Source organism: Vreelandella arcis (assembly GCF_900103865.1).
GTDB lineage: Bacteria > Pseudomonadota > Gammaproteobacteria > Pseudomonadales > Halomonadaceae > Vreelandella > Vreelandella arcis.
This window is the reverse complement of the sequence record NZ_FNII01000011.1, coordinates 15,452-28,152: the sequence shown is the minus strand read 5'-3', so window position 1 is coordinate 28,152 and position 12,701 is coordinate 15,452. Positions and strand designations below refer to the sequence as shown.

11 protein-coding genes are annotated in these 12,701 nt (G+C 56.8%); 7 read left to right on the top strand and 4 right to left on the bottom strand.

All coding sequences use genetic code 11. The annotated features are described in order from the left end of the window. Positions 1–17: 17 nt before the first annotated feature. Positions 18–1,373, bottom strand: a complete 1,356-nt coding sequence (pabB, locus tag BLR97_RS13645; RefSeq protein WP_089707082.1) for an aminodeoxychorismate synthase component I — start codon at positions 1,371–1,373, stop codon at positions 18–20. A 272-nt stretch (positions 1,374–1,645) separates the two neighbouring features. Between pabB and BLR97_RS13640 the strand changes: the two genes are divergently transcribed. From BLR97_RS13640 to prpD, 6 genes are read left to right on the top strand one after another with little or no spacing between them, the layout of a single operon-like run. Then, positions 1,646–2,386 (top strand): GntR family transcriptional regulator, encoded by a 741-nt coding sequence (locus BLR97_RS13640; protein ID WP_089707081.1) that lies wholly within the window; start codon positions 1,646–1,648, stop codon positions 2,384–2,386. A 43-nt stretch (positions 2,387–2,429) separates the two neighbouring features. After that, on the top strand, positions 2,430–3,335 hold the full coding sequence (gene prpB, locus BLR97_RS13635) for a methylisocitrate lyase (protein WP_089707080.1): 906 nt from the start codon (positions 2,430–2,432) through the stop codon (positions 3,333–3,335). Positions 3,336–3,393: 58 nt separating this feature from the next. After that, complete coding sequence (prpC, locus tag BLR97_RS13630) at positions 3,394–4,521, top strand: bifunctional 2-methylcitrate synthase/citrate synthase (RefSeq protein WP_089707079.1); 1,128 nt, start codon at positions 3,394–3,396, stop codon at positions 4,519–4,521. A gap of 12 nt (positions 4,522–4,533) precedes the next feature. Continuing rightward, positions 4,534–7,158, top strand: a complete 2,625-nt coding sequence (acnD, locus tag BLR97_RS13625) for a Fe/S-dependent 2-methylisocitrate dehydratase AcnD (RefSeq protein WP_089707078.1) — start codon at positions 4,534–4,536, stop codon at positions 7,156–7,158. A gap of 15 nt (positions 7,159–7,173) precedes the next feature. Beyond that, positions 7,174–8,343 (top strand): 2-methylaconitate cis-trans isomerase PrpF, encoded by a 1,170-nt coding sequence (gene prpF, locus BLR97_RS13620; protein ID WP_089707077.1) that lies wholly within the window; start codon positions 7,174–7,176, stop codon positions 8,341–8,343. Between the two features lie 26 nt (positions 8,344–8,369). Beyond that, positions 8,370–9,857, top strand: a complete 1,488-nt coding sequence (prpD, locus tag BLR97_RS13615) for a 2-methylcitrate dehydratase (protein WP_089707076.1) — start codon at positions 8,370–8,372, stop codon at positions 9,855–9,857. A gap of 62 nt (positions 9,858–9,919) precedes the next feature. Here the strand turns inward: prpD and BLR97_RS13610 are convergent, their stop codons facing one another. After that, complete coding sequence (locus BLR97_RS13610) at positions 9,920–10,204, bottom strand: ComEA family DNA-binding protein (RefSeq protein ID WP_089707075.1); 285 nt, start codon at positions 10,202–10,204, stop codon at positions 9,920–9,922. 210 nt (positions 10,205–10,414) lie between these two features. On the opposite strand from BLR97_RS13610, the gene pyrF reads away from it, so the two are divergent. After that, positions 10,415–11,122 carry an orotidine-5'-phosphate decarboxylase gene (pyrF, locus tag BLR97_RS13605; protein WP_089707074.1) on the top strand — a complete coding sequence of 236 codons (708 nt, stop codon included), beginning with the start codon at positions 10,415–10,417 and terminating at the stop codon, positions 11,120–11,122. Positions 11,123–11,147: 25 nt separating this feature from the next. Here the strand turns inward: pyrF and lapB are convergent, their stop codons facing one another. Next, on the bottom strand, positions 11,148–12,347 hold the full coding sequence (gene lapB, locus BLR97_RS13600; RefSeq protein ID WP_089707073.1) for a lipopolysaccharide assembly protein LapB: 1,200 nt from the start codon (positions 12,345–12,347) through the stop codon (positions 11,148–11,150). After that, positions 12,348–12,653 (bottom strand): lipopolysaccharide assembly protein LapA domain-containing protein, encoded by a 306-nt coding sequence (locus tag BLR97_RS13595; RefSeq protein ID WP_089707072.1) that lies wholly within the window; start codon positions 12,651–12,653, stop codon positions 12,348–12,350. Between the last annotated feature and the right edge of the window lie 48 nt (positions 12,654–12,701).

Sequence of the window (12,701 nt, the reverse complement as noted above, 5' to 3'; positions counted from 1 at the left end):
TTTAAAACCTGCTTTTCTTATTCCAGCGCATCGATAAGGTGACGAATTTTGTCGAGTGTCTCGGTGTATTCCTCGTCGGCTTTGGAGTCGGCGACCAAACCGCCGCCGCCCCATACATGAAGCCTGCCGGCATCCGCCATCATGGTGCGGATGGCAATCGAGGTGTCCATACTTCCCCGCACGTCGACATAGCCCATGCTTCCGCAATATACGCTGCGCTGGCAGGGCTCTAGCTCGTCAATAATCTGCATGGCGCGAATCTTTGGCGCGCCGGTAATCGAGCCGCCGGGAAACGCGGCGGCCAGCAGGGCAAGCGCCGCGCGCGGGTCGGGAAGCTGGCCCTGGATCACGCTGACCAGGTGATGCACGTTGGGGTAGCTTTCCAAATGACAGAGTTGCGGCACGCGAATTGAGCCGGGTTGGCAGACGCGCCCCAGGTCATTGCGCAGCAGATCGACAATCATTACGTTTTCCGCGCGGTCTTTGGTGCTGTTAATTAGCTGTTCGGCGAGGGCTTTGTCCTCATTGGGCGTTGCTCCTCGAGGGCGTGTCCCTTTTATCGGGCGGGTTTCTACCTGTCCCTCATAGCAGCGAATAAAGCGCTCGGGCGAGAGCGAGAGCACGGCTTTGTCCTGCCAGGCCATAAAACCCGAAAACGGCGTGGGAGTGGCATGACGAAGGCGTAAATACGCCTGCCATTCATCCCCTTGGTAAGGCGCTGAGAAGCGCTGGGCAAGGTTGATCTGGTAGCAGTCGCCGGCGCGAATATAGTTTTGCACCGCACGAAAACGCTGGTCGTAATCCTCGCGGTTTAGTTCGGCCTGGAAAGGTTCGGTCAGACAAAAACGCGCCTGCGTTGGCGCTTCCTGGCTAAGCCAGCGCATAACCTGTTCCCGGCGGGCCGACGAGGCAACCAACCAAGCCTGTTGCGTGTGGTGATCGAAGGTGATGCACCAGTCGTAAAGACCGATGCGGGCTTGAGGCAAGGCGTTAACGCGCGGTTGTTGACTGGCGATGGACTGTTGTTCACGGCCCAGGTCGTAGCTCCAGTAACCGATCAGCCCGCCAGCGAAGGGCAGCTCGCCCATGTGCTCCACTGGGGAAGGTAACTGCTCAAGCAGCCACTGCTGGGGAGCAAAGACATCCGCCCAGCGGTTAGGCGGGTTCAACTTTTCAGACACAAGCTTTGGTGTGCCGTTGGCATCGACTTCCAATGTCGCCAAGGGATCACTGCTGAGGATATCAAACCGGCCGTTGGCCACCGGGCGTCCGCTATCAAGCAATACTGCGCCAGGGCGCTTGCGTAGCTGCGCGAACGTCGTAAGCGGGTCTGGTAGATAGGGCAGTGCCGTAAGTGTCAACGCTGATGTCATGAAGCAAACGCCTGACCGAGTAAAGGCGAAGTATTCTAGAGGGCGTTAAACAATGACACCAGTTGATCCTCTCGACGTCTTTCTCACGGTACACATTTTGTGAAAGAGCAGCGTGCAACAGGCTATAGGATGATAAAGATTGTCGACAGTAGTCGTAAAGCATGCCCTAAGTCGTACGACAAAAGGCGTATCTTATCTTGTAGTGGGCATGGTTGACGGCAGTTTGGCTGAGGACTAAAGTTGTTCTACCATTTAATTGTCGACAATTACCCATGACGCTACTTGCAACCACTCACCCAAAAAATTCCCCCGGCGATGAGGCGGCTGCTCCAGAAGTGCGCACGCTGGCCGAGCGCGTTTTTCATCAGCTTCAGGATGCCATCGTGCGTGGCGAGCTAGCCCCCGGTAGCAAAATTACCGAGCCAGGCTTGTCGAAGACCTACGGTATCTCCCGTGGTCCGCTGCGCGAAGCGATGCGTCGCTTGGAAGCGCACCGGCTGATTGAGCGTGTTCCCCATGTGGGCGCTCGGGTAGTCAAACTGTCGATGAAAGAGCTGCTTGAATTGTTCGACGTGCGCGAAGCGTTAGAAAGCATGGCGGCGCGTTTAGCCGCTGAGTTTATGTCGCCTCAGGAAATTCAAGGGCTACGCGACGTGCTGGCGCTGCACGAGGGGCAAGCCGACTTAAAACGTGGCGAAGCTTATTACCAGCGAGAGGGCGATCTCGATTTTCACTATCGCATTGTCCAGGGCAGCCATAACAAAATGCTGATGAACCTGCTGTGCGACGACCTCTATTACCTGGTGCGCTTATACCGCACTCAATTCAGCGCGAGCGGCGCGCGCCCGCAGCGTGCTTTTGTAGAGCACCATCGCATTGTCGATGCCATTGAAGCCGGCGATGCCGAGCTCGCCGAACTGTTGATGCGCCGCCACGTCAGTGCTTCCCGCGCCAACGTGGCCGACCGTTACGCCACTATTCTTGAACAACCCTCTTCGACATCGACGGACTAATGTCCATTAATCCCGTGTCGGATGAAAAAAGGAGTCAACGTCCATGTCTCAGTCTTCATCTGCCTCCAGGCTCACCCCTGGCGCGCGGTTTCGTGCGGCGCTAGATGCCAGCCGCCCGCTGCCGATTCTCGGTACCATTAATGCCTATACGGCAATGATGGCCGAGCGGGTAGGGCACCAGGCGATTTATCTGTCGGGTGGTGGCGTGGCGAATGCTTCATTTGGCCTGCCGGATCTGGGCATGACCACCATGAATGACGTGGTGGAAGACGCTCACCGTATTTGCGGTGCCACCGACGTACCGTTGCTGGTCGATATCGATACCGGCTGGGGCGGCGCTTTTAATATCGCGCGCACCGTGAAAGAAATGCAGCGGGCGGGGGTGGCCGCGGTTCACCTGGAAGATCAGGTGGCTCAGAAGCGCTGCGGGCATCGCCCCAACAAAGCGATTGTGTCTCAGCAGGAAATGGTTGATCGCATTAAGGCCGCATCGGATGCGAAGCTCGACCCTGAGTTTTATCTGATTGCCCGCACCGACGCCTTCCAAAAAGAAGGGTTAGACGCGGCTATTGAACGTGCCAATGCCTGTGTCGAGGCGGGTGCCGATGCCATCTTTGCCGAAGCGGTGCATACCCTGGATGACTACAAAGCCTTCTGCGAGCGGGTCAATGCACCGATTCTTGCCAATATTACCGAGTTTGGTGCAACGCCGCTGTTTACTCAGCAGGAATTGGGTGACGTCGGCTGCCGCATGGTGCTGTATCCGCTATCTGCCTTCCGCGCTATGAACGCCGCCGCGCTGCATGTTTACCAAAGCATTCTGGATAACGGCCACCAGAAAGACGTGGTGGACACCATGCAGACCCGCGATGAGCTTTACGACTTTTTGAACTACCACGATTTCGAGCAAAAGCTCGATGCGCTATTTGCCGATCAGAAAGACGCTTAATAGCCGTTAACCCATATAAAAGCTGACAACTTATAAAAATCGCGACAGGAGACACAGCATGGCTGATAAACCGCAAAACAGCGCAGGACTACGTGGCCAAAGTGCCGGGACGACCGCCCTGTGTACCGTGGGTAAAACCGGCTCAGGGCTCACTTACCGCGGCTTTGATATCAAAGAGCTTGCCGAAAAAGCCAAGTTTGAAGAAGTTGCGTACCTGTTGCTTAAAGGCAAACTGCCCAATCAAGATGAGCTGGATCATTACATTGCCAAGCTGAAAAGCCTGCGCGGTTTACCCAGCGCTTTGAAAAACGTGCTGGAAGAGATTCCCAAAGACGCGCACCCCATGGATGTGATGCGTACGGGTGCTTCCATGCTGGGTAACCTGGAAACCGAGGAAAGCTTTGGCGAGCAGGAAGACGTGGCCGACCGCCTGTTGGCCGTGCTGCCGTCGATCATTTGCTACTGGTACCGCTTCAGCCACGATGGCGTACGCATCAATACCGAAACCGACGATGCTTCGGTAGGTGGTCACTTTCTGCATATGCTGCGCGACAAACCCGCTTCCGAGCTGCACGCTCGGGTGATGAACGTGTCGCTGATTCTATACGCCGAGCACGAGTTCAACGCCTCCACGTTCACCGCTCGTGTATGCGCCTCAACGCTCTCCGACATGCACTCGTGTGTGACCGGGGCGATTGGCTCGCTGCGTGGGCCGCTGCACGGTGGCGCCAATGAAGCGGCGATGGCGATGATCGAAAACTGGACCTCGCCGGAAGAAGCCGAGCGCGAAATGCTCGGCATGCTGAAGCGCAAAGAAAAAATCATGGGCTTTGGTCACGCGATTTACCGTGATTCAGATCCGCGTAATGCCATCATCAAGCACTGGTCGAAAAAACTCGCTGACGATGTGGGCGACAGCGTGCTTTACCCCGTGTCTGAGCGTTGCGAAGAGGTCATGTGGCGGGAGAAGAAGCTGTTCTGCAACGCGGATTTCTTCCACGCCAGCGCTTACCACTTCATGGACATTCCCACCAAGCTGTTCACGCCGATTTTCGTGATGTCGCGGCTTACCGGCTGGGCAGCTCACGTGTTTGAGCAGCGTGAAAACAACCGCATTATTCGCCCCAGCGCCGACTACACCGGCCCTGAAAAGAGCGAGTGGGTGCCCATCGAAGCCCGTGATTAAGCGAGAGTGACTATGAATACGAATTATCGCAAGCCGCTGCCGGGCGTAACGGTGGAGGGGGTGGAGGTCGATTTCTTCGATGCCCGCCAGGCCGTTGAGGATATCCAGCCCGGTGCCTACGCGACCCTGCCTTACACCTCGCGGGTATTGGCCGAGCAACTGGTGCGCCGCTGCGACCCAGGCCTGCTTACCGACGCACTCAAGCAGTTGATTGAACGCAAGCGCGACCTGGATTTCCCTTGGTATCCGGCGCGGGTCGTTTGCCACGATATTTTAGGCCAGACCGCGCTTGTCGACCTGGCCGGCCTGCGCGATGCGATTGCCGATAAAGGTGGCGACCCCGCAAAGGTCAACCCAGTGGTGCCGACGCAGCTGATTGTCGATCACTCGCTGGCTGTTGAGCACGCCGGCTTTGAAAAAGACGCCTTCGAAAAGAACCGCCAGGTAGAAGACCGCCGCAACGATGATCGCTTTCACTTTATTAACTGGACGAAGGTGGCCTTCGAGAATGTCGATGTCATTCCGCCAGGCAACGGCATCATGCACCAGATCAACCTGGAGAAAATGTCGCCGGTGGTGCAGACCCAGCAGGGAGTGGCTTTTCCTGATACCTGTGTGGGCACCGATAGCCATACCCCAATGACCGATGCCTTGGGCGTGATTTCGGTGGGCGTGGGTGGCCTTGAAGCCGAGAGTGTCATGCTTGGGCGTGCCTCGATGATGCGCCTGCCGGATATTGTCGGTGTCGAGCTGACTGGAAAAATGCAGCCGGGTATAACCGGTACCGACATGGTGCTGGCGATTACCGAGTTTTTACGCAAAGAGCGTGTGGTTGGCGCCTATCTGGAGTTTTACGGTGAAGGTGCCGATGCGCTGACCGTAGGCGATCGCGCGACGATCTCCAACATGACGCCGGAATACGGCGCGACGGCAGCAATGTTTTATATCGATGGCCAAACCATCGATTATCTTAAGCTTACCGGGCGCGAAGACGAGCAAGTGGCGCTGGTTGAAGCCTACGCTAAGCATACCGGTCTGTGGGCCGATAGCCTGACCACGGCCGAGTACGAGCGGGTGCTGACCTTTGATTTGTCTAGTGTGACGCGCACCCTGGCAGGGCCTTCCAACCCCCATGCCCACTTACCGACTTCTGAGCTTGCCAAGCACGGCATCGCGGTGGATATGGATAAAGCGCGGGCAGAAGAGAAGGCGGGCAGAATGCCGGATGGCGCGGTAATCATCGCCGCGATTACCAGCTGCACCAATACCTCCAATCCGCGCAATATGGTGGCGGCCGGGTTGATTGCGCGTAACGCTAACAAGCTGGGCTTAACCCGCAAACCGTGGGTTAAGTCATCGCTGGCCCCTGGGTCGAAAACCGTGAAGATGTACCTGGAAGAAGCCGACTTGATGGGCGAGCTGGAAGACCTGGGCTTTGGCGTGGTGGCCTACGCGTGCACCACCTGCAACGGGATGTCCGGTGCGCTTGATCCGCGCATAGAGCAGGAGATTGTTGACCGCGATCTATACGCCACGGCGGTGCTGTCGGGTAATCGTAATTTTGACGGGCGTATTCACCCACACGCCAAGCAGGCGTTTCTGGCCTCGCCGCCGCTGGTGGTGGCTTACGCCATCGCCGGCACGATTCGTTTTGACATTGAAAAGGATGTGCTGGGTCACGATGCGGAAGGCAATCCCGTGACGCTTAAAGATATCTGGCCTGATGACAGCGAAATTGATGCCATTGTGAAGTCGGCGGTGAAACCCGAGCAGTTCCGTGACACCTATATCCCGATGTTTGATCTGGATAAGAGCGCACGCACCCAGGTGAGCCCGCTGTATGAGTGGCGGCCCCAAAGCACCTATATTCGTCGCCCGCCCTATTGGGAAGGCAATATGGCGAAGGAGCGTGGTTTGAAGGGTATGCGGCCGCTGGCAATTCTGCCGGACAACATCACTACCGACCATTTGTCGCCCTCTAACGCCATCATGTTGGACAGCGCTGCCGGGGAATACCTGGACAAAATGGGGTTGCCAGAGGAGGACTTTAACTCTTACGCAACCCACCGCGGTGATCACTTAACGGCGCAGCGGGCCACGTTAGCCAATCCCAAGCTGTTCAACGAAATGGTTCACGACGAGCAGGGCAAGGTCGTGCAGGGCTCACTTGCGCGTATTGAGCCCGAAGGCAAGGTCACCCGGATGTGGGAGGCCATTGAAACGTACATGGCCCGCAAGCAGCCGTTAATTATTATTGCCGGTGCCGACTATGGCCAGGGGTCTTCCCGCGATTGGGCGGCCAAAGGCGTCGCGCTGGCCGGGGTCGAGACGATTGTGGCCGAGGGCTTTGAGCGCATTCACCGCACGAATCTGGTCGGTATGGGCGTTATGCCGCTGCAGTTTGAAGCGGGGACGACGCGTCATACCCTGGGGTTGGATGGCACCGAAATTTACGATGTGGAAGGAGCGCCTCAGCCGGGCGCCAAGCTCACCCTGGTGATTCATCGCCAGAGTGGCAGCACTGAGCGCGTACCGGTGATTTGCCGCATCGATACTGCCGAAGAGGTGGCCATATACACGGCCGGTGGCGTGTTGCAGCGGTTCGCACAGGACTTTCTTGAATCGACAGTGGCGTAGCCGGAGATAACGTTAATGCCCCATGCACCACAACTAAAAATTCCCGCCACCTACATGCGTGGCGGTACCAGCAAAGGCGTGTTCTTTACTCTGAGCGATTTACCTGCGTCCGCCCAGCAGCCGGGAGAGGCGCGGGATAAGCTGCTGCTTCGCGTTATCGGTAGCCCCGACCCCTACGAAAAACAAATCGATGGAATGGGCGGGGCGACCTCTAGCACCAGTAAAACGGTGATTCTGTCCAAAAGTGAGTCGCCGGAACACGACGTCGACTATTTGTTTGGCCAGGTCTCCATAGATAAGCCGTTTGTGGATTGGAGCGGCAACTGCGGCAACCTCTCTGCAGCGGTCGGGCCTTACGCGATTGCTAACGGTTTGGTGGATCCCGCCAAGGTGCCCGACAACGGCATGGCCGAAGTGCGAATCTGGCAGGTCAATATCGGCAAAACGATTGTCGCTCAGGTGCCTATGACCCATGGTCAGGTGCAGGAAACCGGCGATTTTGAGCTCGACGGGGTGACCTTTCCCGCGGCTGAAATCCCGGTGGCCTTTATGGATCCGGCCGACGGTGAAGGGGCGATTTTCCCCACCGGTAACCTGGTCGATGATCTGGACGTGCCTGGCGTGGGCGTATTGCAGGCGACCCTGATCAACGCGGGTATCCCCACGGTGTTTATCAACGCCCAGGCGGTGGGTTATACCGGCCAGGAACTGCAAGACGCCATCAATGGCGATGCCAAGGCACTTGCGATGTTTGAAACGATCCGCGCTCACGGCGCGCTGCGGATGGGGCTGATTGCGCATGTCGACGAAGCCGCCAATCGCCAGCATACGCCGAAAGTGGCGTTTGTCGCCCCACCTGCAAGCTATACTGCCTCCAGTGGCAAAGCGGTGAACGCTGAAGATATCGATTTGCTGGTCAGGGCGCTGTCGATGGGTAAGCTGCATCACGCCATGATGGGAACCGCCGCCGTCGCCATTGCTGCGGCCGCCTCGATTAAAGGCACACTGGTCAACGAAGCCGCAGGCGGTGGTGAACGCGACGCGGTGACGTTCGGCCATCCTTCAGGCGCTTTGCGCGTGGGTGCCCAGGCAAGCTTGGTGGAAGGCCGCTGGCAAATTGATAAAGCCATAATGAGCCGCAGTGCCCGGGTACTGATGGAAGGAACTGTTCGCGTGCCGGGTTAATACGCTGATCGCTAGGAGGGAAAACGATGGTAACCGCCGACGTTAATAATCGCCCTGATTATGATCCAGAGCTGCAAGCGCTGGCCGATTACGTTCTAAACTTTCGAGCGCCCTCCGATGAAGCGCTGACCACGGCGCGCTACTGTTTAATGGACACGCTGGGTTGTGGGTTGCTCGCACTGCGTTTCCCCGAGTGTACCAAGCACCTGGGGCCGCTGGTTGAAGGAACTGTGGTGCCCCACGGCGCCCGCGTGCCTGGCACCTCGCTGCGCCTGGATCCGGTAAAAGCGGCCTGGGACATCGGTGCCATTGTGCGCTGGCTGGATTACAACGATACGTGGCTTGCTGCTGAATGGGGGCATCCCTCTGATAACCTCGGGGCTATCTTAGCCGTTGCCGATCATCTCTCTCAAAAGCGGGTCGCCGAAGGGGATGCGCCTTTGACGATGGGCGATATCCTGAACGCCATGATCATGGCCCACGAAATTCAGGGGATTCTGGCGCTGGAAAACAGCTTTAACCGCGTTGGCCTTGATCATGTGGTGCTGGTTAAAGTGGCCTCGACAGCGGTCGTGGCTCACTTGATGGGCGCTGATCGGGAACAGCTGCTGTCGGCGCTTTCCCACGCCTGGGTCGACGGCCAAAGTTTGCGCACCTATCGTCACGCGCCCAATGCGGGCTCGCGGAAAAGCTGGGCGGCAGGCGATGCGACTTCCCGCGCTGTTCGCCTGGCGGATATGGCGATGCGTGGCGAAATGGGCATACCCAGTGCCTTAACGGCACCGCAATGGGGCTTTTACGACGTCACCTTTAGCCACACCAATAAAGACCTTAGCCTTAAGCCTGAGGGTGAGCGTCGTCTTCGCTTGCCGCGTGAGCTGGGCTGCTACGTGATGGAAAATATTTTATTCAAAGTGGCCTTTCCCGCTGAATTCCATGCTCAAACTGCCTGTGAGGCGGCGGTGACTCTGCATCCGCAGGTTAAAGACCGTCTGGCGTCTATCGAGCGTATTGTGCTTACTACCCACGAGGCGGCCATCCGGATTATTTCTAAAACGGGCAAACTCGCTAACCCCGCCGATCGCGATCACTGCTTGCAGTACATGGTCGCTGTGCCGTTGATGCAGGGAACGTTGACCGCGGATCACTACGAGGATGGCTTCCACGCGTCGCATCCGCTCATCGATCAGCTACGCGACAAGATGGTGGTGGAAGAAGATACTGACTATTCCCACGCCTATTACGCCCCCGATAAGCGCTCGATTGCCAATGCGGTACAGGTGTTTTTTGATGACGGATCGTCGACCGACAAGGTCGAGGTAGAATACCCGTTGGGGCATCGGCGACGTCGTGATGAAGGTATGCCGTTGCTACTGGAGAAATTTCAGCGCCACCTCGCGACGCGTTTCCCTGCGCGCCGCTGTGAGCACATTATGCAGGTCTGCGAGGATCATAAATCGCTTACGGCCATGCCGGTTGACCGTTTTATGGCGCTGTGGGAAATGACCCCTTAAAGCAAACCGCCCGATGCGACTGCGCGGATCGGGCGGTATTGATGGCCAAGATTGTCTCGGGATTATTCCTCGAATTTGACCTGATCGCGCATGCGATCAACGGTGGCGGGCCCAATGCCGCTTACCCGGGTCAGATCATCGGCGCTTTTGAAGTTACCATTGGCTTCACGCTCTTCGATGATCGCTTCGGCCCGGCTTGGGCCGATACCCGGCAGCTCATCAAGTAACTCTGGATCAGCACTATTGATGTTAATCGGCGCGATGTCTTGTGCCATGCCGCTGCTGGCAATGCCGATACCGGTGCTGAAAAGTAGCGCTGCGAGTAATCCTTTCATAGATAGCTTCATGCCGAGTCCCTCAGTCGTTATCTGTCGTTTCGTAATAGTGTCGTGACGGGGAATTGCGCCCCGCATTGTTACCCTAGCGAGGACATTAACCAGATGCTGTCGGAAATTAGCGATAGTTCATGTAATCCTAATGCGACACATGTATGGCAAAAGGCTTACATAGCCAACCGGGAGGGCTGATATAATGGACAAAACATTGAGGGGGCTTGCATGCACGTAACAGAATCGCCGCTGATTATCGCATTGGATTATCCTTCGCTAGACGCTGCGTTATGTATGGCCGATCAGCTTGATCCTGCCCGCTGTCGGCTTAAAGTTGGCAAAGAACTCTTTACCCGTAGCGGCCCGGCGGTGATAGAGGCCCTGCATGGGCGGGGATTTGAGGTATTTTTAGACCTTAAATTCCACGATATTCCAAATACCGTCGCCAGTGCGGTCGAAGCGGCAGCAGAGCAGGGCGTATGGATGGTTAATCTACATGCCAGCGGTGGTCGGGCGATGATGGAAGCCGCGGCTAATCGCCTAGTGCAACAACGTCTCGATACCCGCTTGATTGCCGTCACCGTGCTAACCAGTATGCAGTCTAGCGATCTTGTTGAGGTGGGTGTGTCATCGTCGCTTGACGAACAAGTGTCCCGCTTGGCTCAGTTGTCCAAGCAAAGTGGTTTGCACGGCGTGGTGTGTTCCGCCCAGGAAGCGACCAGCATTACTTCACTGTGCGGTGAAGATTTCTTAAAAGTGACCCCAGGCATTCGGCCCGCTTTCGCAGCGGCGAATGACCAACAGCGGATTATGACCCCAAGTAATGCGATACGGGCAGGTAGCACCCATTTAGTGGTGGGGCGGCCGGTCACTCAGGCAGAAAACCCGATGGAAGCGCTGGCGGCGATCGAGGCGGAATTGGGCATAAAGGCCTGAGGCGCTCTGCCCAATGCTAGGTGGGTTACTCGCCCTCTACCCCGATAATCGGTTTGATCGTGCCCCAATAGCGGCAGGTGGGGCACTGCCACTGTAGGGCGTCGCTGGTAAACCCACAGCGTAGGCAGCGATGCCGGGGGCGGTTCTTCAGCAGCGCCTCGGTGTGGTATTTGAGTAGCATTAGGCGCGTATCGGGAGAAGACCTGCCTTGCAGGCGCTGACTTTCGATATAGAGGTCAACCAGGTAATTCAGCCCCCGCAAGCTGGGAGCTTGGCTGAGCAAATCACCGGTGACGCTAATGGCGGGGTCGACCCCGTCACGCCGATGGACGAGTTCGCCGAGTTCGATAATTAAGCTGGTATAGGGCGAGATCTCAATCAACTGCCGCAGATGCCTCTCAAGGCCGGCTTCATCATCATTGCGCAGATAGGCGCGCTTTAACGCGGGAACCATGGTCGTGAGGTGGGCGTTGTCTTGATCGACAATGCGCGCTAAGCGATCGATCGCCCGTGAGTAGCGAGCGTTATCCATTTCCAGATCGGCGAATAGCAGATTGGCGCGGACGCAGTGGGGGTCAAGCTGCAGGGCTTTTTTTAAATGGCGCTTGGCCAACGCGCGGCTGGCATTCTCCATGTTATTTTCCGCTAGCTCGCATTGCCAATGCGCTGCTGCGCGGCGAATATTGGGATATTGCTTAAATAACGGAGCGGCGGTGTCAAAGGCGCTTTGCCAGTCTTTTTCTCGCTCTAATAAATCGATCAGCAGGCGTTTGGCGGGGTAGCGTAAATCGCTATCGTGGTCTTGGTCGAGGAGCGTTCTAAGCAGTCGCTGAGCTCGGTCGTGCACCCCAAGCGCGACAAAGTCACGTGCTAACTCCAATTGCACCTTGGCATTGGTAGCATCGGATAACGCCGGACGTGCCAGCAAGTTTTGGTGGATGCTAACCGCTTTGTCGGCTTCGCCCCGTGAGCGAAATAGCTTGCCCAGGGTGATATGCGTCTCAACCGTGTCGCTGTTAACGTCCAAGGTGTTGATGAACGTATTGATTGCTTCGTCGGGCTGTTCATTGAGTAGGTAGTTAAGCCCGACAAAGTAGTCGCGGGAGAGGCCGCTGCTAGTGGGCGTTACACGTTCGTCTGAGCGGCGGGACGCCTGACGAAAACCAAGCCCGTAGCCAATCGCAATAGCGACGAATAAAACGCCCAGCAGCGTGATATCCAGCATTTAAGCCAGTTCCTTGAACTCCTGAGTGCGAAGCTGATCCAGTTCCTTGCGTTGTTGTCTGCTATGGCGTTCGCTGCGCGCCAGCTTAGCTTTAAGGCGGATATAAACCCCCATCATAGCAATCATGCCGACCAGCACGCCCAGCGTAAGCGTCGCCAGTAGCCAGACAGAGAGCGAGATGGCAGGTAGCTCCAGCCAAATCAGGTTTAACGCAATGGTTTGCTGGTTATTCACCGCAAACAAAATGCCCACCAGCAGCACTACCAGCAAAATAACGGCCAGAATCAGGCCTTTAATCCAACGCATGAGAAGTTCCTAGTCAGTAGCTTTCACGGTAGTACCATTGTGTACGAG